Here is a 26674-nt window from a genome sequence, read left to right as displayed (position 1 = left end):
GTATAATCAATGGCAATTAAAATTGCTCTGGCAGGCAACCCGAACTGCGGCAAAACCACCCTGTTCAACAGCCTGACCGGTTCTAACCAGTATGTCGGCAACTGGCCCGGCGTTACCGTTGAGAAGAAGGAAGGCAAGCTGAAGGGCCACGACGACGTCGTGATCCAAGACCTGCCCGGTATCTACTCTCTGTCTCCCTACACGCTGGAAGAGGTCGTCGCCCGCGGCTACCTGGTCAACGAGAAGCCCGACGCCATCCTGAATATCATCGATGGCACCAACATCGAGCGTAACCTCTATCTGACCACCCAGCTGATCGAGCTGGGCATCCCCGTTGTCATGGCAGTCAACATGATCGACCTGGTCCGCAAGAACGGCGACAAGATCGACCTGAACAAGCTGTCCAAGGAGCTGGGCTGCGAGGCCGTCGAGATCTCCGCCCTGAAGAACGAGGGCAGCGAGAAGGCCGCTGAGATGGCCGTCGCCGCCGCCAAGAAGGGCAAGGCCGGTGAGCTGCCTCACGTCTTTACCGGCAGTGTTGAGCACGCCATCGCCCACATTGAGGAGTCCATCCAGGGCAAGGTCGATGACCGCTTCCTGCGTTGGTACGCCGTCAAGCTGTTCGAGCGTGACGACAAGGTTCAGGCCGAGCTGAACCTGAATAAAGAGCTGCTCGACCACCTCGACGCACACATCACCGACTGCGAGAAGGAAATGGACGATGACGCCGAGAGCATCATCACCAACCAGCGCTACGCTTACATCAACGGCGTCGTTGACAAGGCCGTCAAGAAGAAGCCCCGCACCGAGAACCTGACCGCCTCCGATAAGATCGACCAGATCGTCACGAACCGTATCCTGGCTCTGCCGATCTTCGCGCTCATCATGTGGCTGATGTACGCCATCGCGATGGGCACCTCCGTTGCGGACGGCGGCATCGGCATCGGCACCTTTGCCACCGACTGGACGAACGATGTTCTGTTCGGTGAGATCGTCCCGAACGCCCTGGGCGGCCTGCTGGAGAGCATCGGCGTGGCTGGCTGGCTGTACGGCCTGATCATGGACGGCATCGTCGCCGGTGTCGGCGCGGTTCTGGGCTTCGTTCCCCAGATGCTCGTTCTGTTCTTCCTGCTGTCCATCCTCGAGGATGTCGGCTACATGGCCCGTGTCGCCTTCATCATGGACCGTATCTTCCGCCGCTTCGGTCTGTCCGGCAAGAGCTTCATCCCCATTCTGGTTGGTACCGGCTGCGGCGTTCCCGGTGTTATGGCTTCCCGTACCATCGAGAACGAGCGTGACCGCCGTATGACGATCATGACCACCTGCTTCATTCCCTGCGGTGCCAAGATGCCCATCATCGGCCTGATCGCAGGTGCTCTGTTCGGCGGCAACAGCTGGGTCGCCACCTCTGCTTACTTCATCGGCTTTGCAGCCATCATCATCTCCGGCATCATCCTGAAAAAGACGAAGTTGTTCGCCGGTGATCCTGCTCCGTTCGTTATGGAGCTGCCCGCTTACCATGTGCCCGCATGGGGCAACGTCCTGCGCGCTACTTGGGAGCGCGGCTGGTCCTTCATCAAGCGTGCCGGCACCGTCATTCTGGCTGCCACCATCATCCTGTGGTTCCTGCAGGGCTTCGGCTTCGAGAACGGCGCGTTCACGATGGTCGAGGATCAGGACAACTCCATCCTGGCTATCGTTGCAAGCGCAATTTCCTGGATCTTCATCCCGCAGGGCTTCGGCAACTGGCGTGCAACCGTCGCGTCCATCTCCGGCCTGATTGCCAAGGAGAATGTTGTCGGTACCTTCGGTGTTCTGTATCACTATGCTGACGAGCTGTCTGACAACGGCGACGAGATCTGGCCCGAGGTTGCTGCCAGCTTCACCGCCCTCTCCGCTTACAGCTTCATGATCTTCAACCTGCTGTGCGCTCCCTGCTTCGCCGCTATGGGCGCCATCAAGCGCGAGATGAACAACGGCAAGTGGACTGCCATCGCCATCGGCTATATGTGCCTGTTTGCCTACTGCGCTTCTCTGGTCGTCTACCAGATCGGCGGCCTGATCACCGGTGAGGTCAGCTTCAACTTCTTCACCATCGTGGCAGTCGCCATCATTGCCATGACGATCTACCTGCTGTTCCGCCCCAACAAGTACGAGGGTGTCAACGAGGTTCAGTTCGATTCCAAGAAGGCTGTTGCCTCCAAGTAATTTTGAGTGTATAATGCTTCCGGAAAGGAGCGATTTCTTATGATGGAATTTCTGGCCACCAACTTTAACCTGTCCACGATCATCGTCTCGATCATCGTCTTCGGCGGTACCGGCTGGCTTCTGTATCATGAACACAAGACCGGCGGCCTTGGCTGCTGCGATGGCTCCTGCGGGGGCGGCGGATGCGGCGGTCACGGCGGATGCACAGGGAACTGCAAAACCTGCGGCGGTGCCTGCCACAGCAACTAAACACAATAGTGCCTGAAAAGGGGCGCGGGTCCGTTCGTGGCCTGCGCCCCTTTTTGGCGTAAAGGAGAGAGATGCCATGACCCTGACCGATTCCAACCTGCGGTATCTGCTGGCCATCCACCGGTTGGCCAAGCAGAACACCGACGTCTCGCCTCTGGCACTGGCGCAGGCCATGGGCGTGACCAAGCCCAGTGTTACCAGCATCCTGACCAGCCTGATGAAGCAGGGGGTCATTGTGCGGCGGCGGTACGGCAAAATCTATATCACTGACCGCGGCGTGCTCTACGCCCGGTATTACGACGACCTGGTCGAGACAATTTTACAGCATTTTCCCCTGGCGGACATGGGCTTTACCCCAGAGGAATGCCGCAACGCCGCGATTGCCATGGCGGTAGCCCTGCCCGCGAAGGAAATTGACGAGAAGTGCAAAACGCTTTACGATAATGAGAACAAGTAACCCGGCAGGCCGCCATGTAGGGGCCGCACATGTGCGGCCCGCCGCCTTTCCATAGACGCTCGTCTGCCCCACACGCAAGGGCCGGGCATGCCCGGCCCCTACCGCACCGCGTAAAAACCCTATTGCACACTCGCCCGAATTGTGGTAAAGTTAAATTATATAAAGGTATAAGGCAATACCGCATAATTCTAAGTGCCGATACGGCGAGCGAGGTGCGGCAGCTGCTAAGCCAAAAGCGCAGATAATACTGGATGTCTTATCGAGCATTTTGGCAACGCAGATGTCGTGCCGCAGCCGCCGGAGCGGTGCTTAAGCCGTCAGGCGGGAATTGTGCGGTGTTGCCATAGATAAGAGGGGGACTATCATGCAGCTGAATCCGCATTACGCAGAACTGAACGAGAGCTATCTCTTCAGCACCATCGCCCACAAGGTGACCGACTATCAGAAGGCAAACCCGGACGCCGACATCATCCGTCTGGGCATCGGCGACGTCACCCTACCGCTGGCGGCATCCGTGACCGAGGCCATGCACAAAGCCGTCGAGGAGCAGGGCCACAAGGGCACCTTCCACGGCTATATCCCCAGCGAGCAGGGCTATGAGTTCCTGCGCAGCGCCATCCAGAACTATTACACCGGTCACGGCGTTGCGCTGGATATGGCGGAGATTTTCATTTCTGACGGTGCCAAAAGCGATCTGGGCAACCTGCTGGATCTGTTCAGCCAAGACAACACGATTCTCGTTCCCGACCCGGTCTACCCGGTCTACGTGGACGACAACGTCATGGCCGGCCGCAAGATTTTGTACCTGCCCGCCACAGCGGAGAACAACTTCCTGCCGATGCCCGACGAAGCGCCCCATGCGGATATCGTCTACATTTGCAGCCCCAACAACCCCACCGGCGCAACCTACTCCGTCGAACAGCTGAAAGCCTGGGTCGCCTGGGCCAAGACTAACGACGCGGTCATCCTGTTTGATGCCGCCTACGAGTGCTTTGTCTCCGAGCAGGGCCTCGCCCGCAGTATCTACGAGGTCGAAGGTGCCAAGGAGGTTGCCATTGAGGTCTGCAGCTTCTCCAAGATTGCAGGCTTCACCGGCACGCGCTGCGGCTACACGGTCGTGCCCAAGGCGCTGGCCGACGGCAAGCTGAACAAGATGTGGCTGCGCCGCCAGACCACCAAGTTCAACGGCGTTGCCTACGTCGTACAGCGTGGTGCCGAGGCCGTCTTTACCGAGGAAGGCATGAAGGAGATCCAGCAGAACCTCGACTACTACCGCGCCAACGCCGCCGTCATTGCGGCTGCGCTGGACGAGGCAGGCATCTGGTACTGCGGCGGCAAGAACAGCCCCTACATCTGGCTGCGCTGCCCCAACAATATGGGCAGCTGGGAGTTCTTTGACTGGCTGCTGGAAAACGCCCACGTGGTGGGCACCCCCGGCGAGGGCTTCGGCCCCTGCGGCAAGGACTATTTCCGTTTAACGGCGTTCGGCGATGCCGAGCGCACTAAGGAAGCCGCTGCGCGCATCAAAAACGCGCTGGCTGCACTGTAAAACTGCGGGAGGGATCAGCATGAAACCGAATGAAGAGATCATGGAATTCCTGAAAGAGAATCCTACATTCTACCTTGCCACCGTCGAGGGGTATCTGCCCCGCGTGCGGCCCATCGGCTTTGCCATGTGGTACAACGACCACCTGTGCATCGGCCTGGGCAAGCACAAGGCCGCCTACAAGCAGCTGCTGGACAACACGAACCTGGAAATCTGCGCCGCCAATGACCGCGGCGAGTGGATGCGCATTCAGGGCACCGCAAACTTTGACAACAGCCCCGAGGCGCAGGCCGCGGCCTTCCAGACCATGCCCCAGCTGGCAGACCTGTACAACGAGGAGACCGGCCACAAGCTCGGCATTGTCTACCTTGACCACATTTCCGCCAAGCTCTTCTCCATGTCCGGCGTCGTGAAGGACATCATGAGTTATTGATACCGTAAACAGGTATAAAAAATTCCCGGTACGCAGGATTTTGCGTGCCGGGAATTTTTTATCGTATCTTACTTTTCCTGCTCTGCGAACAGCTGGGGGGCTGCCTTGTAGATCAGCACCGCAGCAATCGTAGTCAGGATGGTCTCGGGCAGCATATAGCTGCCGTTGTAGGTCAGGCTGTACGTCCAGGCGGGCAGGCCGTCGCTCAGGTTGCCCCAAATCAGCACGCCGGACAGGAAGCTGCACAGGAAGCGGATGCCGCACACCGCCGCCGTGCCGACAGCCACACCAACCAGGCGGTTCTTAAACGGCTTGGCAATGACGCAGGCCAGGCCCAGCAGGGTAAAGGCCAGCACGTAGTCCAGCAAAATCATACCCACCAGCGGCAGCAGGCCGGGGGCCGGGGGTGCGTAGAAGCCCAGCAGCATCTGCAAAAGGCTGTTGACGAAGCCGGTGAACAGGCCCCATTTCACGCCGTGGCGGAAGGAAATCAGGATAAAGGGCAGCATACTCAGCAGCGTAATGGAGCCGCCGTTGGGCATCTCGAAAATTTTGATGTTCGCCAACACAGTGCCCAGGGCGATCATCAGGGCGCACTCAACGAGAGTGCGGGTCTTGGAATAGGTTTTGGACATGGATTCCACTCCTCAAAAAAATGTAACATAAAAACAAGAAAGCGCCCACAACATACATTGCAGGCGCAAAAGCGTTATGACTGGTGGGTCAAACTTCCTACGCCGGCATTACCCGGATCAGGTTCAAGGCGACCCGAAACTGCGGTTTGTTTCGATCTCAGCCGAGGATGCCCCTCAGCGCCCCTGTTTTTATGTCCAGTTTCCATTATACACGACGGCGGGCGTTTGTCAAGCGCGGCGGTTTAATAATTCACACACAGTTTCTCCCACAATTTCACACCTGTTCAACAAGGTTCTGCCATTTGCAGCGGCTATACTAAGGCTGTACTCAAAAAACACACCACCTATTTCAACAGGAGTGATTTTATTATGAAGCAAAATACACGCATCCTCTGCGGTGCAATGGCCGCCGCCATGACCGTTTCGCTGGCGGGCTGCGCATCCAATGCCGCCAGCAGCACCACGGCTGAATCCAGCGCCGCGTCGTCCTCCGTGGCGGCAGCTTCCGCCACCGCTGCGGCGGCGTGACGTTCAGCGAGTATGAGGTGGAGAAGGCGTAAGATTTTTCTGTTGCCAACCTTATTGCAGGGGCGGATGCAGGCCTCGCTCCCCTGCAACGAAAAACTGGGCACCACAGCAGGTGCCCGGTTTTTTGTAGTGCAATTTACTTGCTGACTTTGATGAGATCAGCGCCCGGCTCGACATCGCCGGAGGCAACGACCTCAACGTCCTTGAAGTCGTCGGTGTTGGTCACGACCGTGATGACCACGGCGGGGTGGCCGGCGGCTGCGATCTTGTCCAGATCCATTTCCAGCAGCAGGTCACCCTTCTTGACCTTGTCGCCTTCCTTGACCTTCGGGCTGAAGCCGTCGCCCTTCATCTCGACGGTGTCAACGCCGACATGGATCAGCACCTCGACGCCGCCTACACCCATAATGCCCAGCGCATGGCCGCTGTCCGGGGCTTGGGTGATTTCGCCGTCGACCGGGGCAAAGACCTTGCCCTCGGTGGGTTCGATGCCGCAGCACTTGCCCAGGATGCCCTGTGCAAACACTTCGTCGGGGATGTTCTCCATCGCTACAACGGTGCCCTTGGCGTCAGCCGCCAGGGTCAGGGGGAACGTCGGCTCCGCAGGGGTAGCCGGTGCAGAAGACTTTTTCAGAAAATCAAAAAATCCCATGGTAATCTCTCCTTCTTAAAGCACCACAAGGGGTGTGTTGTAAGTTTATTATATCCCGCCGCGCCCAAAAAGGCAAGGCTTGCAAGCAGAAATTGCCCGGGTCAAATCCGCTCTTTTACAGCGCGTATGGCCTGCCAGGTAATGCGGGCGATCTCTGCCGGCGGCAGGTCAAACCCAGCCTCCTGCCAGGCAACGATGGTACCAAAGCAGCCGTTCACTGCAAAGACCAGCGTATATTTCTGCTCCTCGGTGCCGCCGCCCGGCGCGAACTCGCCCAAGCAGCGCTCGGCAATCAGCTTTTTGGCGTTGCGGGTAAACTCCGACTCCCAGCTTTTGCCGTAAAGCGCTGTGCAGAGGTCGGGGTTTTCGGTCATGTAGGTGAACAGCGCCACCAGGGCAGGGGGAACCTCCTCCTGCGAGATGCCGGGCAGTAGACTGTCCATCAGGTCATTGAGCCGCGCCAGCTGGGCAGCCTCCATCTGATCCATCAGGGCATAGATATCGGCATAGTGGAAATAGAACGTCCCGCGGCTGATTCCGGCCAGCTCAGTAAGTTCCCGGACCGTGATCTCCCGCAGACTTTTCTGCTGCAACAGCGTAATAAGCGCCTGGTAGAGCCGCTGTTTGGTCATGCGTACACTGCGGTTGGCGTCTCCTTTGGCGTTCATCGTATGCACCGCCTTCCTCGCAAATTTCTACTTTAAGAATAGCCGTTTTCGCGGACATTGTCAAGGATTTTGTACAAAAATGTAGTCTGTCGTTGATGAAATTTTATAAACAATGCAATTTGCGCCCCGGTGCAAATATGCTACAATAGAGGCAAGGAAGTGATCATTATGAAAATCGACCGTGCCCGCGCACAGAAAGCCTTTGCTGACTACGCCGCGCACTACAACGCCGACGACCCGAAGGTCAAGCTGAAAATCGACCACACCTACCGCGTGGCCGCGCTGTGTGACTGCATTGCCAAAAGCCTGACCCTGCCGCCGGAGGATGCGGATCTGGCCTGGCTTTCCGGTATGCTGCACGATGTCGGCCGCTTTGAGCAGCTGCGGCGGTACAACACCTTCATCGACGCCCAGTCCACCAACCACGCTGCATTGAGTGCAAGCGTGCTGTTTGACGAGGGGCACATCCGCGACTATATAGACGATGCCGCCGAGGACGCCTTGCTGCGCACGGCGGTGGCGTGGCACAGTGCCTTCCGCCTGCCGGAAAAGTTGGACGACCGCACGCGGATGTTCTGCCAGATTTTGCGGGATGCCGATAAAATCGATATTCTGCGCGTCAACGTTGAAACGCCGATGGAGGAAATCTACAACGTCAGCACCGAGGCCCTGCGCCAAAGCCCAGTAACGCCCGCTGTGCTGGACGCATTTTACGAGCACCACTGCATTTTGCACAGCCTGAAAAAATGGCCCGCCGACAATGCGGTGGGCCATGCGTCGCTGGTATTTGAGCTGTGCTATCCCGAGAGCCTGCGCATCGTGGATGAGCAAGGCTGGCTGTGGCAGCTGCTGGATTTTAAGACGGAGAATCCTGATACCGCCAAGGCGTTTGAGGCGATTGCGGATGAGATGAAGCGGTGGATAGGCGAGCATATGTAATAAACGGCAAACGGGCAAAACGAGAGGGGCAAGGGAGGGCGGCAGTCCTCCTCGTCCACGGCAGCTACGGCAAAGCCCGTCGGAATCCCCCAGTCCGCTAACGCGGACAGCCCCCTTTAACAAGGGGGCAACCCCTTCCCCCTGCGGGGGTTCGGGGGAACACCCGACTCAAAAGTGGCGAAAGCCCCGCTGGCGTTAAGCGCGAACAGTAATACTGCGTTCGCGTAGCCAGCGGGGCTTTCAACTTCCTTATTGGGGGTCTCGGGGGCGTGCAGCCCCCGAGGCGCGGGTCCGCTGCGTCGCAACAGCGGCAGTTTTCTTTGCCAGCTTTCTTTTGCTGCCAAAAGAAAGCTGCCTTCAGGCAGGCTGCCGCCAATCCTTTAGACGAGCCCTTGCACCAAAATCACCGCGATCAGCACCGGCAGCACATACTTGAAATACGGCTTGACCCACCGGGGCATCTTGGGGCCGTCGCCGGTGTTGCACTCGGCAGCATACTTGTCAAAGCCCCAGCCCCATTTGGTGACACAGAACAAAAGATACACCAGACTGCCGCCCGGCAGCAGCAGGTTGCTGACGAGGAAATCCTCGAAATCCAACACCGTGCTGCCTGCGCCCATGGGCTGGATAAAGCTCCACACATTGTAGCCCAGCGCACAGGGCAGACCCAGCAGCACCAGCGCCGCCGTGCCCACGATGCAGGCTTTGTGGCGGTCCCAGCCAAAGTCCTCGCAGGCGCAGGCGATGATGTTCTCAAACACTGCAATGACCGTGGAGAAGCTGGCGAAGGTCATGAACAGGAAGAACATTGTGCCCCACAGGCGGCCGCCTGCCATGTTCGTAAAGACGTTGGGCAAGGTAATAAAAATCAAGCTCGGGCCTGCGTCGGGTGAAATGCCGAAGGAGAAACAGGCCGGGAAGATGATAAGCCCTGCGCAGACCGCCACAAAGGTGTCCAGCACGCAGATACGCGCGGCCTCGCCCGGCAGGGTAAAGCGGCGGTCCATGTAACTGCCGAAAATTTCAATCGCACCGATGCCCAGGCTCAAGGTGAAGAACGACTGATTCATCGCTGCCGTGATGACGTTGCCCAGGCCCTGCTCACTGGCGCGGGACCAGTCTGGCAGCAGGTAGAAGGCCAGGCCGTCGCCCGCACCGGACAGGGTAAAGCTGTGGACGACCAAGACGAGGATGAGAGCGAGCAGTGCGCTCATCATCCATTTGCCGACCTTTTCCAGGCCGCCTTGCAGGCCGCGGCCGCAGACGATGAAGCCTGCCACCGTGATAATGACCATCCAGAACACCATTTCCACGGGGCTCGAGAGCATCTCGCCAAAGATGCCGGACGCTTGTTCCGACGTAAGGCCGTCAAAATTGCCGGTCAGGAAGCGGAAGAAGTAATCGAGCATCCAGCCGGAGACGGTGGTGTAGTACATCATCAGCAGTATACAGCCCACCATGCAGAACCAGCCGTGGATGTGCCACTTGCTGCCCTGTGGTTCCAGCGCCTTGTAGGCGCTGCGGGCGGCACCGTGCCCGGCGCGGCCGACGGCCAGTTCCATGGTCAGAACCGGCAGGCCCATCAGCACCAGGAAAATCAGGTAGAAGAAGACAAAGATACCGCCGCCGTACTGGCCTGTGACGGTGGGGAAGCGCCAGACGTTGCCGATGCCGATGGCACAGCCCGCGCTGACAAGGATGAAGCCAAGGCGTGAGCCGAAGCCTTCCCGCTGTTTTTCGGGTTCCATAATATTCCTCTTTTCTCTCACAAAGTACTATTATTATAGCGTAGTACAGCGAAACTTGCAAGCGCGGAATCACAGTGTTATAATTAGTGCAACACCCGCCGTGCGGCGTAGGGGCCGCTGCTTGCATCGGCCCGGGCACTTTGCAGCAGCCGCCGCACTGCGCGGGCGAACAATGTTTGCCCCTACTAGCAGCGTACATACTAACGTGTAAGGAGTTAAGATTATGCTTCGTTTTGAATGTGACTACGGCGAAGGCGCGGCCCCGGCCGTGCTGGACCTTTTGCAGCAAACCAATTTTGACCAGACCCCCGGCTATGGCGAGGATGAATACTGCGCCAAGGCTGCTGCACAGATACGCAGCCTGTGCGATGCCCCCGACGCCGATGTGCATTTCTTTGTCGGCGCAACGCAAGCGAACCTGACCGTGATTGCGGCGGCGCTCAAGCCCTGGCAGGGCGTGCTCTGCGCGGATTCCGGGCACATCCATGTGCATGAGACCGGCGCAGTCGAGGCCACCGGCCACAAATGCCTGGCTCTGCCCGGCAAAAACGGCAAGATCACGGCCCGCCAGGTGCGCAAGGCCGTCGAGGAACACCGCGCCAACGCCAGCCACGAGCACGAGGTGCAGCCCGGTATGGTGTATATCTCGAACCCCACCGAGGTCGGCACCCTTTATAATAAGGAAGAGCTGACCGAGCTTTCCGCCGCTTGCTATGAGCTGGGGCTGTACCTGTTTGTGGATGGTGCCCGCATGGCCTACGGCCTGACCAGCCCCGCCAACGATTTGAGCCTGCAGGATTACGCCGCCCTGTGCGACGTGTTCTACCTGGGCGGCACAAAATGCGGTGCGCTGTTCGGCGAGGCAGTCGTCATCACCAACGACGATCTGAAGCTGGATTTCCGCTACTGCATCAAGCAACACGGCGGCATGCTGGCCAAGGGCCGTCTGCTGGGTGAGCAGTTCCTGGCCCTGCTGGACGGCGAGGACGGCGGCGAGACGAGCCTGTACTTCACGATGGCACGCCATGCCAACGAACAGGCCCTGCACATCCGTGCCGCGTTTGAGGCAAAGGGCTGTAAGGTTTTGCACGACTCCCCGACGAACCAGCAGTTCTTTGCCCTGCCCGACGAGTGGTACGCCAAGCTGACCGAGCGCTACGCCATGACCCACATGGACAAGCCTGACAAGCACCACACCGCCGTGCGCATCTGCACCAGCTGGGCCACAAAGGATGAAACCGTGGAGCAGCTGATTGAGGACGTAAACGCGCTGTAATTCAGTACACCAAAAATCCCGCATCACACGATGCGGGACTTTTCATCTATTCAAATGGCTTCGCGGCCTTATTGGTTGTCTGCGCCGCGGCCGAAGCGATTGCTTCTGGCATGGCCGGGGCGTCAGTGGTAGTTGTTGTCTCGGGGCATCCCCTTGACTCTGTCTAAATACTACACCACATTTATGTCTGGCCTGTCACGCCAATTTGAAAAATATGTTAATTCTTTGCTTTTCCCTATAACGCAGTAGGGGCGGGCTTCCAGTCCGCCCGGGGACTTTGCGGCCGAGGCCACGTTCCCGGGCGGAGCAGAGCCCCGCCCCTACTGTGCAATTTCATATAATTTATTTCTGGATGCGCTTATCGCACTTGATGGCCAGCTTCGTGCCAACGGTCTGCAAGATCTGCACCAGCACGACCAGCAGGGCGGTGGCGAAGAACTCCAGCACCACGTTAAAGCGGTAGTAGCCGTAGTTGATGGCAATTTTGCCCAGGCCGCCGCCGCCGATGATACCGGCCATGGCACCGTACCCCATGATGGTCGTAGCCGCAATCGTCACATTGGCAACCAGGCTGGGCATGCTCTCGGGCACCATGACTTTGGTGATAATTTGCAGCGGCGTCGCACCCATGCTCTGGGCGGCCTCGATGACGCCCGCATCGACCTCGCGCATGCTCGTTTCAACCAGGCGCGAGACGAAGGGGAAGGACGCGATGACCAGCGGCACAATGGATGCCACCGTACCGATGGATGTGCCCACGATGGCGCGGGACAGCGGGATGACAATGATCATCAGAATCAGGAACGGCACGCTGCGCAGCAGGTTGACCAGGCCGTTCAGCAGCGCCATGACCCAACGGGGCAGGGGACGCACGCCCCCCTGCTCGCCGGTGACAAGGCAGACACCCAGCGGCAGGCCAATGACCAGCGCCAGCAGGGTGGCCACGACCGTGGACCAAATCGTTTCCCACGTTTCAAACGGAATGGTGGGCAAAATCTGCAAGAACGTCTGCCAGTCCTTGCCTGCAAAAAACTCTGCCATCAGCCGTTCACCTCCTCATAGGTAATGCCGGGATAATTTTTAATGTACTCGATGGCCGCTTCGGCCTTGTCGTTGTCGGGCAGAGCCAACAGCATGCTGCCCAGCGTCTGGCCGTTGACAATGCGGGTATCGGCCGCCATGATGGATACCAGCGCACCACACTCGATGGCAAGACTTGCCACCAGCGGCTTGTCGGTGGTCTGGGTGCCGCCGAAGGCCACACGCACCAGGCGCTGGCCGGGCAGGGCCTCGGCTTTGGGTGCACCGGCGGGGTAGACCAAGCGGCGTGCCGCCTTGGAAGTAGGATGGCTGAAGATGGCCTGCACGCCGCCCTCCTCGACAACGGTACCGTTGTCCAAAATCGCCACGCGGTTGCAGACTTCCTCAACCACGCTCATCTGGTGGGTGATGATGACGACCGTGATGCCCAGTTCGCGGTTGATCTTCTGGATCAGCTGCAGGATGGCGTGGGTCGTGTTGGGGTCAAGGGCACTCGTCGCTTCGTCGCAGAGCAGCACCTTCGGGTCGGTCGCCAGGGCGCGGGCAATGGCAATGCGCTGTTTCTGGCCGCCGGACAACTGGGCAGGGTAGGCGTCGGCCTTGTCAGGCAGGCCGACCAGCTCCAGCAGTTCGCGGGCGCGGGCCTCGGCCTTTTCCTTAGGGACCTTGGCAAGCTCCATCGGGAACATAATGTTGCGCAGGCAGGTCCGCTGCATCAGCAGGTTGAACTGCTGGAAGATCATCGTAATTTCGCGGCGGGCGGCGCGCAGGTCAGCCGCATTCAGGTCCTGCATCTGTTTTCCGTTGACGATGACGCTCCCCTCATCGGGGCGTTCCAACATATTGATGCAGCGTACCAGCGTAGATTTTCCGGCGCCCGACATACCAATGATGCCGTAGACATCGCCGTCCCGGATGGTCAGGTTGATGTCGTTCAGCGCGACGACCGTGCCACCCTGCGTGGCAAAGCGCTTGGTCAGGTGTTGCAGTTCGATCATGGGTATTCTCCCTCACTTACAAAGATAGCGAATGAGTGTAAAACCCATTCGCTGTTAATTCTACTCTATTTCACGACAGGTTGCAAGGTTTTTCTTGCTGTTTGGTGCCTTGCACTGTAGGGGCGAGCAATGTTCGCCCCTACGACCTTACCGCGGATATGTTTTTCCTTAGAAAATGGGCACGACCGCGCCGTCATAGGTGCTGTTGATGTAATCCTTGACCTTGTCGCTGGTCAGGGCGGCGTACAGGGCCTGGATGGCGGGGTCGCTCTCGTTGCCTTCCTTCACGACCAGAACGTTGGCGTAGGTCTGGGCAGCCTCAGAGGATGCGTCCTCGGTGGCAAGAGCATCCTTGCCGACGGAGAAGCCAGCCTCTATTGCGTAGTTGCCGTTGATGACGGCAAAGTCAACGTCCTGCACGGTGCGGGGTAGCTGGGCAGCCTCGATTTCCTCGATCTTCACGTTATGGGGGTTCTCGGTGATGTCGTTGACGGTGGCGGTCAGACCGGCGCCGTCACGCACGGTGATCAAACCCTGAGCAGCCAGCAGCTGCAGGGCGCGGGCCTCGTTGGTGGTGTCGTTGGGCACGGCGATCGTTGCGCCGTCAGCGATGTTGGCGAGGTCGCTGCTCTTGCCCGGGTAGATGCCGAACGGCTCATAGTGGACAGCGCCGACGCTGACGAGGTGGGTGCCGTTCTCCTCGTTGAAGCTGTCGAGGTAGGGGGTGTGCTGGAAGTAGTTAGCGTCAACCTCGCCGTTCTCGGTCACAAGGTTGGGCTGGACGTAATCGCTGAACTCAACGACCTCAAGGTCGATGCCCTGCTCCGCCAGAACCTCCTTGGCCACATTCAGGATCTCGGCGTGGGGCGTGGGGGAGGCGGCGACCTTCAGGGTCGTGCCAGCCAGGTCGCTGGTGGACTCGGCAGCCTCAGAAGAAGCTGTGGTGCTCTCGGTGGAGGCAGCCTCGGAAGAAGCGGTCTCGGTGGTGGAAGCGGTGGAGCCGCAGGCGGCCAGGCTCAGGGCCAGGGTAGCGGCGAGCGTTGCAGAAATCAGTTTTTTCATGGTAGTAATCTCCTTTTTATTGTCAGGTGTGTTGTTTTGTGAATGTGTTGTTCCCTCAAACGTCACATTCGCACACCGGGCTGCTTGTAGATGGGACCTCTTTCCATAGTCACAAACTTCCTTTCCAAACAAAAGCGGGATGTCGGTTTTCTCCGGCATCCCGCTGCAAGTTTTCTTTATGCGCTGAAATTTGCGCGCAAGAAAGCTGGCACAGGACGCTTACGCATCATGCACATGCACATCATCATGCCGGAATAGGCTGCGTTCATAGTCTTGTACCCCTTTCTCTCGTTGTTTGGTCAGCGGTGATTTGCTTTCCATGGCTCACAGTATACGCCAGTGAACACATTCTGTCAACACCCTTTTGCATAAAATTGCACATTTCGGCATTTTGCATATATCCTACCAGGCAGATAGGTTGAACGCTTGCAAAATTCCTATAATTATGCTATGATTAGTAGTACAATCTCAGGAAAAGGGAGACTGAACATGAAATTCTCGACCCGTGACCGTTACGCTTTGCGCCTGATGGTGGAGCTTGCCAACCGCCCCAATGATCTGATCCCGTTAAAGGAAATCAGCGACAAGCAGCGCATCAGCTTAAAATATTTGGAGCAGATCGTCACCCCGCTGGCAAAGGCGGGGCTGGTATCCAGCGTGCGCGGTGCCCAGGGCGGCTACCGCCTGGCCCGTTCGGCGGCGGAAATCACCTCCGGCGAGATTCTGCGCGCCGTAGAAGGGGAGCTGACGGCCATTCCGTGTCTGGCTTCCTCGGTGGATTGCCCCCACCGCGGCCAATGCCACACGCTGGATTTCTGGTCCGGGCTGAATGATTTGATCAACAAATATGTGGACGGCATTACGCTGGAGCAGCTGCGCACCATGCCGGAAGTGCCGGAGATTTCCCCGGAGACTTCCGAAACTAGCGAGACCGACCTCTAAGTGCTGCCATGTAGGGGTCGGGCATGCCCGACCCGCATGTGTAAGGCTCCGACTGCTTGCGGGAAAGCCGCGGGCAGCACATGTGCCGCCCCTACAACTCTGCCTTGCCTTTAAAAGAAAACACCGCCCCATCTGCCGTATCAGCAGATGGGGCGGTGCTGTTTATGATTGCACTATCTCAGTCAAGGAATATCACAGATTAAAATACCGCTTGGCATTATAATAGCTGATACCCTCAACAATCTTCTTCAAAGCCTTCTCGTCGTTGGGGTACTGGCCGTTCTCGACCCAGTTGCCGATCAGGTTGCACATCAGGCGGCGGAACAACTCGTGGCGGGTGTAGCTCAGGAAGCTGCGGCTGTCGGTCAGCATGCCGATGAAGTTGCCCAGCAGGCCCAGGCGGGCCAAGGTCTTCATCTGCTGGTACATGCCGTCGTCAGTATCGCAGAACCACCAGGCGGAGCCCAACTGGATCTTGCCGGGGATCTCGTCGTCCTGGAACGCGCCCAGGATGGTGCCCAGCATATCAAAGTCGGCGGGGTTCAGGCTGTACAGGATGACCTTCGGGCAGGCATCGGCCTTGGTCAGTGCGCTCAGCAGGCTGCTGACGGTGGCGCTGCAATCGGTCACGGCAATCATGTCAAAGCCGGTGTCGGGGCCGAGCTTGCGGTACATCTTGTCGTTAACGTTGCGCAGGCAGCTGTAATGAATCTGCATAGCAACGTTGTGTTTCTTGTAGGCAGCGCCCAGCTTCAGCAGCAGGTAGGTGGTGTAGGCGTCGCCCTCCTCCTGGGTCAGGGTCTCGCCGGCCATAGCCTTCTTGAACGCGGCGGTCGCCTTCTCGGCATCGGTATCAACGTAGGGGACATAGTCCAGGCCGTGGTCAGAAGCGCGGCAGCCCATCTCGACGAAGAATTCCAGGCGCTCTTCCAGGGCGCTGGCAACGCAGTCGGCGCAGGCAAACTTGCGGCCCACGACCTCTTCCATCTTGTGGATGTAGTCGGCGAAGCCCTCCTTGCGGATGTTCAGGGCCTTGTCGGGGCGGAAGGAAGGAGCGACGACGACCTTGATGGAGGGGTCCTCCTTGATCTTCTTGTGCCACTCGAGGGAGTCAATGGGGTCGTCGGTGGTGCCGACCATGGCGACGTTGCTCTGCTCGATCAGGCCGCGGACGGTCAATTTCGGGTCGTTCTGCAGCTTCTCGTTGCAGAGGTTCCAGACTTCCTCGGCAGTCTCGCCGTTCAGCACGCCCTCATAGCCGAAGTACTTCTTCAGTTCGAGGTGGCACCAGGTATACATCGGATTGCCGATGGCCATTTCCAGGCTCTCGGCAAACTTTTGGAAGCGCTCGCGGTCGGGCTTGTCACCGGTAATATACTCCTCGGGCACACCGTTGGAGCGCATCACACGCCACTTGTAGTGGTCACCGAAGTAGTAGTCGCTGCCGTCGGCCAGGACCTGATGGCCGCCCAGCCAGACCTGCGCAATATTCTCAAAACGGCGGTTCTCATAAATTTCCTGCGGGGGAATATGGCAGTGATAGTCGATGATGGGCAGCTTGGCCGAATAATCATGGTACAGGTGCTGCGCGGTGGGGGTCTCCAGCAAAAAGTCCTTATCCATAAACGCTTTCATGTACAGACACTCCTTCATTATATTCATTATAAGGATGATAGCGGGGGAGTGGGCACCGGGCCGGATAGCACATACTTTGCGCATCTTTTTCGGCCCAAAACCACATACTCTGCTACTTCTGCTACTATTATACATAATAAAAAATGCTTTAGCAAGTTGCGAAAATTGCTCGTTAATCGAAATTATAGCCAAAAAACGCGGTGGTTTGTTGTGCAAGATGTGGAATCCCCAAAAAGGCCGGAAAATTGCGCAAAATATGTGCGCTGATTACAGAATGAAACTTGACGAACCAGGCCAAAAAAAATACAATGTAGGTAACAAGGCGTGCTGTGGCCCCCACTGCCGCGCACCAGAATTGTTATTAAGTAAGGAGAAGCGTTTATGGAAACCTTGAATTATGAAGTTCTTGCAAAATCCGGCTACAACGGCTACATTCTGAAGAATGCACCCGAGAAAGTGCTGCAGTTCGGCGAAGGTAACTTCTTGCGCGCATTTGTAGATTATTGGTTCGATCTGGCCAACGAGAAGGCCGATTGGAACGGCAAGTGCGTTCTGGTCCAGCCCATCGCCCCGGGCCTTTCCAAGATGATCAACGAGCAGGAGGGCCTGTACACCCTGTACCTGCGCGGCAGTGAAAACGGCCAGAAGGTTGATGACAAACGCGTTATCTCCAGTGTCTCCCGTTGCCTGAACCCATATGAGAAGGAAGGCTTCGACCAGATGATGGAAGTCGCCGCCAGCGACGACCTGGAAATCATCGTTTCCAACACCACGGAGGCCGGCATCGCCTACGACCCCGCCTGCAAGCTGGAGGACGAGCCCGCATCCAGCTTCCCCGGCAAGCTGACCCAGGTGCTGTACCACCGCTATAAGGCCGGCAAGAAGGGTATCATCATGCTGGCCTGTGAGCTGATTGACAACAACGGCAAGGAGCTGCTCAAGTGCGTCAACCAGTACATTGAGCAGTGGGGCCTGGAGGACGGCTTCAAGAAGTACGTCAACGAGGGCTGCACCTTCTGCGGTTCTCTGGTTGACCGCATCGTTCCGGGCCGCATCCGTGACCCGAAGGAAGTTGCCGAACTGGAAGAAAAGCACGGCTACGCTGATCCCCTGCTGGACGTCGGCGAGGTCTTTGGCGTCTGGGTCATCGAGGGCGACACCAAGCTGAACGACATCCTGCCTTTCCGCAAAGCCGGTCTTGAGGATCACGTTTTCGTGACCCCCGACATGAGTCCCTACAAGAAGCGCAAGGTCCGCATCCTGAACGGTGCCCACACCGGCTTTGTCCTGGGCGCTTACCTGGCCGGTTTTGACATCGTGCGCGACTGTATGCACGACGCCACCGTTCTGGGCTATATGAACAAGATGCTGTCCGAGGAAGTTGTCCCCATTCTGCCGCTGGATCAGGAGGACTGCAAGAAGTTCGCCGCCGCTGTTGAGGACCGCTTCAACAACCCGTTCGTCAACCATGAGCTGATGAGCATTTCCCTGAACTCCACCTCCAAGTGGCGTGCCCGCAATATGCCGTCCTTCCTCGAGTATGTTGAGAAGAACGGCAAGCTGCCCACCTGCCTGACCATGAGCTTTGCCGCTTACATCGCCTTCTACACCAATGATGTGCAGGAGCTGAACGACAAGGGCCTGGTCTGCAAGCGTACCAAGGGCAACGAGTACACGGTCTCCGACGACCGCTGGGTCCTTGAGTTCTACAACGAGCACAAGAACGACGATATTCCGACGCTTGTCCATGCCGTCATGACCAACGAGAAGATGTGGGGCCAGGATCTGACCAAGGTTCCCGGCTTCGAGGAAGCCACCGTCAAGAACCTGACCGCTATTCGTGAGAATGGCGCGCTGGCCGCTTACAAGAGCTGCCTGTAAGCCCATAAAGGCTTCTCCCCGAGGGACTGCGCCCGCAGGCGCGTGTCGAAGCGCAACCGTCGAAGGCGGCTCTTAGCGCGTAGACTGAAGCTGTCACCGAAGGTGACTGATGAGGGGCGCGTTCGCCGATATTGACCGTTTACGGTCTGCCCCCGCACACCTGCCCCTCATCCGGCCTTACGGCCACCTTCCCCCAAGGGGGAAGGCTTAAAACGTACCCCACTGGGGCCGGAGAATGCCCTCCGGCCCCAGTTTCTATTATGAGTAAGGAGACATCTTATGCCCATCGCCATTAAGATCAACCCCAAAGATAACGTCGTCGTCGCCCTGCATCCCATCGCCAAGGGCACGGCCGTCCCGGTCGATAACACCACCATCACCGCCGTCGAGGATATCCCCCAGGGCCACAAGATGGCCATCGCCCCCATCAAAGATGGCGAAAACGTCATCAAGTACGGCTTTCCCATCGGCCATGCCACGGCGGACGCCGTGCCTGGTACCTGGATGCATACCCACAACATCCACACGAACCTCTCCGGCGAGGTCGAGTACAGCTACCACCCCAACGTGCATCCGCTGACCCCGGTTGTGCCCGAGACCTTTATGGGCTACCGCCGCAAGGATGGCCGCGCCGCTATCCGCAACGAAATCTGGATCATCCCCACCGTCGGCTGCGTCAACGACTGCGCCAAGACGCTGGTGCGCGATAACCAGGATCTCGTCACCGGCAGCATCGACGGCCTGTATACGTTTACCCATCCGTTCGGCTGCTCCCAGACCGGCCATGACCACGCCCAGACCCGCAAGCTGCTGGCCTCTCTGGTGCGCCACCCCAACGCGGGCGCAGTGCTCGTACTCTCCCTGGGCTGCGAGAACCTGACCCACGAGCAGTTCCTGGCAGAGCTGGGCGACTACGACCACGACCGCGTCAAATTCCTGACCTGTCAGGATGTCGAGGATGAGCTGGTAGCAGGCCGCGAGATTTTGAAGGAGCTGGCCGCCTACGCCGGACAGTTCCAGCGCGAGGCGATCCCCGCCAGCGAGCTGGTCATCGGCATGAAGTGCGGCGGCTCGGACGGCCTGTCCGGCATCACCGCCAACCCGACGATTGGCCGTTTCAGCGATATGCTGTGCGCCCGCGGCGGCTCCACCGTGCTGACCGAGGTGCCTGAAATGTTTGGTGCCGAGGGTTTCCTGATGGACCGCTGCCAGAACGAGGAAGTCTTTGAGAAGGCTGTCAAGATGATCAACGGCTTCAAGGAGTATTTCATCAGCCACAACGAGGTCGTCTATGATAACCCCAGCCCGGGCAACAAGCAGGGCGGCATCACGACGCTGGAGGACAAGTCCTGTGGCTGCGTGCAGAAGGGCGGCTCCGCCCCCATCATGGACGTCATTGGCTACGGTGAACCGGTCGTGACCAAGGGCCTGAATATGCTGTACGGCCCCGGCAACGACCTGGTTTCCGCCACCGCGCTGACTGCCGCCGGTGCACATATGGTGCTGTTCAGCACGGGCCGCGGCACGCCCTTTGGTGCCCCCGCCCCGACGCTGAAGATTGCCACCAACAGCCAGCTGGCCGCCAAGAAAAAGACCTGGATCGATTTCAATGCGGGCGTTGTCGCCGACGGTGAGCGCACGCTGGACGAGGCCGGTGCCGACCTGTACCAGCTGGTGCTGGACGTTGCCTCCGGCAAGCAGACCTGTGCTGAGAAGAAGGGCTTCCGCGAGATCTCCATTTTTAAGGACGGCGTGGTGCTGTAAGCGAATTCGTGATATAATTGATTGTAACCCCTTGTAGGGGCCGGGTATGCCCGGCCCGCGACTTACCCGCAATCGGGTGCTTTCCACAAAGTTGCGGGCCGCATATGTGCGGCCCCTACAAGCATTTGATAAGGAGGATGTATTTATGCCCAAACTGACCACTGGCGTCTACGAAAAGTACGGCGCATCGTATAAGACCCTGACCCTGACCGACGGCGAGTGCGCGTTCACCGTCACGCCCGAGAAGGGCGGCATGGCGACCTCTTTCACCAAGAACGGTGATGAGTACCTGTGGCTGCGCGATAAGAACTTTGAATCCACCGACCGCCCCCGCTGCGGCATTCCCATCCTGTTTCCAAACTGCGGCAAGCCGGACGGCGGCGTGCACCACTTCGGCGGCACAGCCTATCCCATCGAGGTCCACGGTCTGGCCGACCTGGTGCCCTGGCAGGTCAAAAGCGCCGACGACAGCGCCATTGAATTGACCCTGACCCCCAACGGTTTAACAAAATTTGTCTATCCGTTTGATTTTGCCCTGACCATGCGCTACACGCTGGTTGGCAATACCGCCACGCTGGCGCTGACCGTCGCCAACACCGGTGATAAGGCGCTGCCGTTCAGCGTTGGTTTCCACCCTTACTTCGGCGTGACCAGCCTCGACAATGTCTCCTTTGCCATTGACGCCGCCACCTGCAGCGAGAGCGCCAAGGGCGAGCAGCCCGCCGCGCCCGAGACGATTACGCTGACCCGCAAGGAAGGCAGCGCCGACTCCATCCGTCTGCTGACCGGCGTAAAAAGCCCGATGCAGCTGACCGATGCCGGCAACGGCCACAAGGTCACGGTTGCCTTTGACGAGAGCGTTTTCTCCAACGGCGTACTCTGGCAGCAGGACGCCGAGAGCTTCGTCTGCATGGAGCCGTGGAACGGCTGGGCAAACTCCGTCAATGAGGCAGGCCATCACATCGAGTTGAACCCCGGCGAGACGAAAGAGTTCAAGTGGAGCGTGACCATCGAGTAAAGTTACGGCAGTAGGGGAGAGATTCAGCCCTTCTGCGGGGCATCAAGGACGCCGCCCTACAAGCGTTGCGAGGTAGGGGCCGCACATGTGCGGCCCGCAGCCTTACCGTAAAAGCGCTTTTGCCGTACAGTTGCGGGCCGGGCATGCCCGGCCCCTACCGTGCAACAAAAAAGGACATCCGCCAATTACGAGCGGATGTCCTTTTTATTGTTTGAAAGCTTCTTTGTTTACTTTCTTCTCGAAGAAAGTAAATCAGCCCGGCTGCTTGCCGATGTAGGCCAGGATGCCGCCATCGACGTAGAGGATCAGGCCGTTGACAAAGTCGGAAGCCTCAGAGGCCAGGAACACGGCGGGGCCGCCCAGATCCTCGGCTTCACCCCAGCGCGCAGCGGGGGTCTTGGCAACGATGAACTGGTCGAAGGGATGACGAGAGCCATCGGGCTGGATCTCGCGCAGGGGGGCAGTCTGCGGGGTGGCGATGTAGCCAGGTCCGATGCCGTTGCACTGGATGTTGTACTGGCCGTACTCAGAAGCGATGTTCTTGGTCAGCATCTTCAGGCCACCCTTGGCAGCAGCATAGGCGGAAACAGTCTCACGGCCCAGCTCGCTCATCATGGAGCAGATGTTGATGATTTTGCCGCCGCCCTGCTCGATCATATCGGGGATAACGGCCTTGGCAACGATGAAGGGAGCGTTCAGGTCAACGTCGATGACCTGGCGGAACTGGGCAGCGGTCATCTCGATCATCGGGATGCGCTTGATGATACCGGCGTTGTTGACCAGCACATTGATGTGGCCGACTTCCTCGGTGATCTGCTTGACCATGGCGTTGACGGCGTCCTCATTGGTGACGTCGCAGACATAGCCGTGGGCCTCAATGCCAGCCTCTTTGTAGGCGGCCAAGCCTTTGTCAACCAGCTCCTGCTTGATGTCGTTAAAGACGATCTTGGCGCCGCAGTTTGCCATAGCGGTAGCAATGGCAAAGCCGATGCCGTAGGAAGCGCCGGTGATGAGCGCGACCTTGCCGGTCAGGTCGAAGGATTTCGGGGTGCAAACAGACATGATGCAAAACCTCCTAAAGTTTGTAACAGTCATATATTCAAGCGTCCGTATCTCGGACGCATGAATTTAAGTAAACGGGATGCGTGGTGCGCAAAATTTGTTGCGCATTTCTTGCGCAAGTCAACGCAAGATATGTGCGTTTTTTGCGTTCAGCGCAGGTCGGTGGTAGCGATATTGTCCATGTCGTCAAACTCCATGTTCTCGCCGCCCATGGCCCAGATAAAGGTGTAATTCGACGTGCCTACGCCGCTGTGGATGCTCCAGGAGGGGCTGATGACGGCATCGTAGTTGTGCATGACGATATGGCGGGTCTCGGTAGGCTCACCGCACATATGGAAAACGACCTGGCCCTCGGGAACTTCAAAGTAGGTGTAGATCTCCATGCGGCGCTCGTGGGTGTGGCTGGGCATGGTGTTCCAGTTGCTGCCCGGCTCCAGGGCGGTCATACCCATGGACAGCTGGCAGGTCTTGAGGACGCTGGGGTGGATAAACTGGTTAATGGTACGCTTGTTGCAGGTCTCAACGCTGCCCAGGGGGCGCTTGGCGGCCTGCTCAATGGTGATGAGCTTGTTCTCGTAGCTGCAATGGGCCGGGGCAGAAACCATGTAGAATTTGGCCGGGTGCTCGGGATCGTCACTCTTAAAAGTAACTTTTTCGTTGCCCTTCGTGATGTACAGGCAGTCCTTGTAGTTCAGGTGGTATTCCTGGCCATCCGCCGTGATGGTGCCGGCCCCGTCTCCGATATTGAAAATGCCGATCTCGCGGCGCTCCAGGAAGTAATGGGTGCCGAAGTTGGCCCAGACGTCGATGCCCTTGTCGATGGGGACTTCCTCATGTACAGGCATGCAGCCCAGCGTCACCATGCGGTCCACGTGGCTGTACACGGCCACGACCTCGTCCGCCTTGTACAGGCCGGTGATGAGCATTTCGTTTCGGGTTTCCTCGGTGGTGTAGCGCTTGAAATCGCGCTGGTTGCAGGAATAACGGATATCCATACGGAAACTGCCTCCTTGACGTAACAGATGATTGTTAAAAAGCAAACATATTTTGCCATCGTTAGTCCTATTATACAACATCCTCGGGTTAGAACATAGTGGTAGAATTGCACAATAATTAAGCAGCCTAATTGTGCAGTTTAATCATGAAAATATTTCACTTTACAAATTAGCAAATTTCAACTATACTCATGTCAGTGTCCCGGCCGCAAGGGTGCGGCCCGGCCCGATCCGGCAAGTCCCGGGTCGGGCTGAATTCTTGTCAAAAATGAAGGAGCACGCCATGCTTACACTGGATAAAATCTACCACGCCAAGTTCATTTTAAAGCAGGTCGCCCGCAAAACGGATTTAATTGCCGCCCCGCGCCTCTGCCCGGGCACTGACCTCTACCTGAAAACTGAGAACCTGCAAGTCACCGGCAGCTTCAAGGTGCGCGGCGCGTACTACAAAATCAGCCAACTTTCGGCGGAAGAACGTGCCAAGGGCGTCATCGCCTGCTCGGCGGGCAACCACGCACAGGGCGTGGCGCTGGCCGCCACCCGCATGGGCATCAAGAGCGTTGTCTGTATGCCGGACGGTGCCCCTATTATGAAAGTGGAAAGCACCAAGCGGCTGGGCGCAGAGGTCGAGCTGGTCAAGGGCACCTACGACGACGCCCATGACCGCGCCGTGGAACTGCAGGAGCAGACCGGCATGACCTTCATCCACCCCTATGACGACGAGCTGGTCATTGCGGGGCAGGGAACCATCGGCCTGGAGATCCTCGACCAGCTGCCCGATGTGGACGCGGTCATCGTGCCCATCGGCGGCGGCGGTCTGATTTCCGGCGTGGCGTTTGCCATCAAGAGCCTGCGTCCCGAGGTAAAAATCTACGGCGTACAGGCGGCGGGTGCCCCCAGCATGGAGCACGCGTTCCACGATCACAAGTACGAGACGCTGGACTCCGCCGTGACCTTTGCCGACGGCATTGCGGTCAAGACGCCCGGTGAGACGACCTTTGACATGGTGAGCCAGTACGTGGACGACATTGTCACGGTCAGTGAGGACGAGATCGCTGCCGCCATCCTGGCGCTGATGGAGAACCAGAAGCTCGTGGCCGAGGGCGCAGGTGCCACGCCGGTGGCTGCCGCGCTGTTCGGCAAACTGCCGCTGGCGGGCAAGAAAACCGTCTGCCTGATTTCCGGCGGCAACATTGATGTGAACATTCTCTCCCGCGTTATCACCCGCGGCCTGGTCATGAGCGGCCGCAAGACGAACCTGATGATTGCCCTGGAGGACAAGCCCGGCCAGCTGAGCCTGGTCAGCGACATTGTCTCGGCCTGCGGCGCAAACGTCGTCAGCGTCCACCACGACCGCAGTGACGCGAACATGGCCATCACCAGCTGTTTCCTGAAGCTGGGGCTAGAGACCCGCGACGCCGCGCAGATCGAGACAATCAGGGAGAAGCTGACCGAGGCCGGATTTAAGCTGGTGACAGAGAGGGCGTAAACGTAAACTAAGTCAAAAGAAAAAAGAAAAGAGATTTTCTCTTGCCAGACTCTCTTCTCTCCTCTCTCTTATTTCTTCGCTGTCAAGGTCAGACCTTGACCCCCGCTGCCAGCAATTCCACAAACTGTTTTGCCACGCGGGGACTGCGGCCGCCGGCACGCAGAGCGAAGGCCGCGCCCTTGATGAACAGCTGGTCGCTGGGCATCTGGACGTTGTACTGCTTCGCCAGTTCCAGCAAAATGCGGTCGTAGCGGTCCTTGTCGGGCTGCTGGAACGTCACCGTCAGGCCGAACCGGGCCGACAGGCTCATGAGTTCCTGGCGAGTGTCCATCGCGTGCAGGTCGTCGCCGCTGCGGTCGGCCATCGTCTCCTTGACCAGGTGGCGGCGGTTGCTGGTTGCGTAGACCGCCACGTTATGGCTGCGCCCGCCGACGCCACCCTCCAGAATCGCTTTCAGCGCGGCAAAGTTATCGTCGTTGGACGCAAAGCTCAAATCGTCGATAAACAGGATGAATTTCAGCGGATTTTTCGCCAGTTCGTCCATCAGGGCGGGAATCTGGTACAGCTGGTTTTTCTTCACTTCGATCAGGCGCAGGCCGTCGGGGGCGAACTCGTTGGCAATGGCCTTGACCGTGCTGGATTTTCCGGTGCCCGCATCGCCGTACAGCAAAACGTTATTGGCGGGGCGGCCTTCCAGCAGGGCGCGGGTGTTGGCGATGACCTTCTCCCGCTCCTGCTCGTAGCCGGGCAGCTCGCTCAAACGCTGCGGGTCGGGGTAGCGCACCGGCACCAGGCGGCCCTCTTCCAGCGCAAAGACATGGTGGCGGGCAAACATACCGTAACCCTTCTGGCCCATGGCCGCACGGCGGGCTGCGTAGGCCGCGTGGTAATCGGCGTCGGGCGTGACCTGCCACCGGGGCAGGAACGCTGCCGCACCGGGGAACACCTCGTCCAGCGGTGCACGGCCCAACGCTTGCAGAAAGTCCAATTCATCATCCATTGCCTTTTCCAGCACCGGCCCGGCATCCTGCCCGGCGGCAACCTTTAAACAAAGGTTCTCATCCTCGAGCACCGCTTCCAGCAGGGCATCGGTCCAGTTGGTGCCGCGGGCAAACAGCGCCGCCTCAAACGCGGCCACTGCGCCGGTCAGGGCGGCATCGTCCGCCGCCAGCGCCGCACGCAGCGTGCACAGCGGCTCGGCCGCCAGCAGGCCGCGAAACACCACAAGCCCATCCAGATGGGCCAGCCATTCATTACGTAACATAGTTTATAATCCTTTCCCAAGAGAAACACTCTTTACCCCAGTATAACTGCCGCGACAAAAAGTTGCAAGGTTTGTTGCAGAATTTTCAAAGAAGTCTTGACAAACATGCAAAAGTACGGTATAGTTTACCATAAATCCAGATAATGCTTGGATGGGAAGTTAGTAACGGCCCCGCCCCTTTCAG

At 58.4% G+C, this 26674-nt stretch carries 24 protein-coding genes, 1 riboswitch and 1 other annotated feature (1 of these 26 running past the window's edge); of the genes, 13 read left to right on the top strand and 11 right to left on the bottom strand.

The window, feature by feature from the left end:
• The first annotated feature begins 9 nt into the window (after window positions 1-9).
• The 5 genes from feoB (at window position 10) to ACZO0A_RS01055 (ending at window position 4893) form a co-directional block, all read left to right on the top strand.
• Complete coding sequence (gene feoB / locus ACZO0A_RS01075; protein WP_302492622.1) at window positions 10-2208, top strand: ferrous iron transport protein B; 2199 nt, start codon at window positions 10-12, stop codon at window positions 2206-2208.
• Between the two features lie 39 nt (window positions 2209-2247).
• Window positions 2248-2457, top strand: a complete 210-nt coding sequence (locus ACZO0A_RS01070) for a FeoB-associated Cys-rich membrane protein (RefSeq protein ID WP_215693702.1) — start codon at window positions 2248-2250, stop codon at window positions 2455-2457.
• A 76-nt stretch (window positions 2458-2533) separates the two neighbouring features.
• The gene (locus ACZO0A_RS01065) at window positions 2534-2914 is read left to right on the top strand and encodes a metal-dependent transcriptional regulator (protein ID WP_291232082.1); all 381 of its coding nucleotides are present in this window, start codon (window positions 2534-2536) and stop codon (window positions 2912-2914) included.
• A gap of 364 nt (window positions 2915-3278) precedes the next feature.
• Window positions 3279-4463 (top strand): LL-diaminopimelate aminotransferase, encoded by a 1185-nt coding sequence (locus ACZO0A_RS01060; RefSeq protein ID WP_302376285.1) that lies wholly within the window; start codon window positions 3279-3281, stop codon window positions 4461-4463.
• Between the two features lie 19 nt (window positions 4464-4482).
• Complete coding sequence (locus ACZO0A_RS01055; protein WP_215693708.1) at window positions 4483-4893, top strand: pyridoxamine 5'-phosphate oxidase family protein; 411 nt, start codon at window positions 4483-4485, stop codon at window positions 4891-4893.
• 68 nt (window positions 4894-4961) lie between these two features.
• Here the strand turns inward: ACZO0A_RS01055 and thiT are convergent, their stop codons facing one another.
• Window positions 4962-5528, bottom strand: coding sequence for an energy-coupled thiamine transporter ThiT (gene thiT, locus ACZO0A_RS01050; RefSeq protein WP_302376287.1), 567 nt, complete (start codon window positions 5526-5528; stop codon window positions 4962-4964).
• Window positions 5529-5605: 77 nt separating this feature from the next.
• A riboswitch (TPP riboswitch) is annotated at window positions 5606-5723 on the bottom strand.
• A gap of 174 nt (window positions 5724-5897) precedes the next feature.
• Here thiT and ACZO0A_RS01045 point away from each other — a divergent pair.
• Complete coding sequence (locus tag ACZO0A_RS01045) at window positions 5898-6056, top strand: hypothetical protein (protein WP_302376288.1); 159 nt, start codon at window positions 5898-5900, stop codon at window positions 6054-6056.
• A gap of 136 nt (window positions 6057-6192) precedes the next feature.
• On the opposite strand, the gene ACZO0A_RS01040 is transcribed toward ACZO0A_RS01045, so the two are convergent.
• The gene (locus ACZO0A_RS01040; protein ID WP_291232053.1) at window positions 6193-6708 is read right to left on the bottom strand and encodes a PTS sugar transporter subunit IIA; all 516 of its coding nucleotides are present in this window, start codon (window positions 6706-6708) and stop codon (window positions 6193-6195) included.
• A 101-nt stretch (window positions 6709-6809) separates the two neighbouring features.
• Window positions 6810-7376, bottom strand: coding sequence for a TetR/AcrR family transcriptional regulator (locus ACZO0A_RS01035; protein ID WP_215693718.1), 567 nt, complete (start codon window positions 7374-7376; stop codon window positions 6810-6812).
• 168 nt (window positions 7377-7544) lie between these two features.
• Between ACZO0A_RS01035 and ACZO0A_RS01030 the strand changes: the two genes are divergently transcribed.
• Window positions 7545-8315, top strand: a complete 771-nt coding sequence (locus ACZO0A_RS01030) for an HD domain-containing protein (RefSeq protein ID WP_302376290.1) — start codon at window positions 7545-7547, stop codon at window positions 8313-8315.
• Window positions 8316-8695: 380 nt separating this feature from the next.
• Here ACZO0A_RS01030 and ACZO0A_RS01025 read toward each other — a convergent pair whose 3' ends face one another.
• Entirely contained in the window at window positions 8696-10063 is a 1368-nt protein-coding gene (locus ACZO0A_RS01025; protein WP_291232055.1) for a sodium-dependent transporter, read from the bottom strand.
• Window positions 10064-10286: 223 nt separating this feature from the next.
• Here ACZO0A_RS01025 and ACZO0A_RS01020 point away from each other — a divergent pair, with 223 nt between their 5' ends.
• Window positions 10287-11339, top strand: a complete 1053-nt coding sequence (locus ACZO0A_RS01020; RefSeq protein WP_302150106.1) for a threonine aldolase family protein — start codon at window positions 10287-10289, stop codon at window positions 11337-11339.
• Between the two features lie 342 nt (window positions 11340-11681).
• Here the strand turns inward: ACZO0A_RS01020 and ACZO0A_RS01015 are convergent, their stop codons facing one another.
• The 3 genes from ACZO0A_RS01015 to ACZO0A_RS01005 form a co-directional block, all read right to left on the bottom strand.
• Entirely contained in the window at window positions 11682-12380 is a 699-nt protein-coding gene (locus tag ACZO0A_RS01015) for a methionine ABC transporter permease (protein ID WP_215693725.1), read from the bottom strand.
• Window positions 12380-13378, bottom strand: a complete 999-nt coding sequence (locus ACZO0A_RS01010; protein WP_302150339.1) for a methionine ABC transporter ATP-binding protein — start codon at window positions 13376-13378, stop codon at window positions 12380-12382. The genes ACZO0A_RS01015 and ACZO0A_RS01010 overlap by 1 nt, the downstream gene beginning before the upstream one ends.
• A 168-nt stretch (window positions 13379-13546) precedes the next feature.
• A complete protein-coding gene (locus ACZO0A_RS01005; protein WP_302376293.1) occupies window positions 13547-14440 on the bottom strand; it encodes a MetQ/NlpA family ABC transporter substrate-binding protein in 894 nt (297 codons plus the stop codon).
• Between the two features lie 489 nt (window positions 14441-14929).
• Here ACZO0A_RS01005 and ACZO0A_RS01000 point away from each other — a divergent pair, with 489 nt between their 5' ends.
• Window positions 14930-15382, top strand: a complete 453-nt coding sequence (locus ACZO0A_RS01000; protein WP_291232056.1) for an RrF2 family transcriptional regulator — start codon at window positions 14930-14932, stop codon at window positions 15380-15382.
• 192 nt (window positions 15383-15574) lie between these two features.
• On the opposite strand, the gene uxaC is transcribed toward ACZO0A_RS01000, so the two are convergent.
• A complete protein-coding gene (uxaC, locus tag ACZO0A_RS00995; RefSeq protein ID WP_215693733.1) occupies window positions 15575-17017 on the bottom strand; it encodes a glucuronate isomerase in 1443 nt (480 codons plus the stop codon).
• Window positions 17018-17398: 381 nt separating this feature from the next.
• Between uxaC and ACZO0A_RS00990 the strand changes: the two genes are divergently transcribed.
• The 3 genes from ACZO0A_RS00990 to ACZO0A_RS00980 all read left to right on the top strand — a co-directional run bounded on the left by ACZO0A_RS00990 (window position 17399) and on the right by ACZO0A_RS00980 (window position 21680).
• Complete coding sequence (locus ACZO0A_RS00990) at window positions 17399-18898, top strand: tagaturonate reductase (RefSeq protein ID WP_486845921.1); 1500 nt, start codon at window positions 17399-17401, stop codon at window positions 18896-18898.
• A 279-nt stretch (window positions 18899-19177) separates the two neighbouring features.
• Window positions 19178-20662 carry a UxaA family hydrolase gene (locus ACZO0A_RS00985; RefSeq protein ID WP_302376296.1) on the top strand — a complete coding sequence of 495 codons (1485 nt, stop codon included), beginning with the start codon at window positions 19178-19180 and terminating at the stop codon, window positions 20660-20662.
• Between the two features lie 145 nt (window positions 20663-20807).
• Window positions 20808-21680 (top strand): aldose epimerase family protein, encoded by an 873-nt coding sequence (locus ACZO0A_RS00980; protein WP_302376297.1) that lies wholly within the window; start codon window positions 20808-20810, stop codon window positions 21678-21680.
• A gap of 252 nt (window positions 21681-21932) precedes the next feature.
• On the opposite strand, the gene ACZO0A_RS00975 is transcribed toward ACZO0A_RS00980, so the two are convergent.
• On the bottom strand, window positions 21933-22742 hold the full coding sequence (locus ACZO0A_RS00975) for a gluconate 5-dehydrogenase (RefSeq protein ID WP_215693740.1): 810 nt from the start codon (window positions 22740-22742) through the stop codon (window positions 21933-21935).
• A gap of 149 nt (window positions 22743-22891) precedes the next feature.
• Complete coding sequence (gene kduI, locus ACZO0A_RS00970) at window positions 22892-23737, bottom strand: 5-dehydro-4-deoxy-D-glucuronate isomerase (protein WP_215693742.1); 846 nt, start codon at window positions 23735-23737, stop codon at window positions 22892-22894.
• Between the two features lie 283 nt (window positions 23738-24020).
• On the opposite strand from kduI, the gene ilvA reads away from it, so the two are divergent.
• A complete protein-coding gene (gene ilvA, locus ACZO0A_RS00965) occupies window positions 24021-25226 on the top strand; it encodes a threonine ammonia-lyase (protein WP_302376298.1) in 1206 nt (401 codons plus the stop codon).
• 88 nt (window positions 25227-25314) lie between these two features.
• Here ilvA and ACZO0A_RS00960 read toward each other — a convergent pair whose 3' ends face one another.
• On the bottom strand, window positions 25315-26490 hold the full coding sequence (locus ACZO0A_RS00960) for an ATP-binding protein (protein WP_291212033.1): 1176 nt from the start codon (window positions 26488-26490) through the stop codon (window positions 25315-25317).
• 139 nt (window positions 26491-26629) lie between these two features.
• Window positions 26630-26674 (top strand) — a binding site (T-box leader) (it continues 200 nt past the right edge of the window).

This window comes from Gemmiger sp., assembly GCF_057431175.1.
Note: the sequence above shows the minus strand (reverse complement) of the source record. Positions and strands in the feature narration are given on the sequence as shown.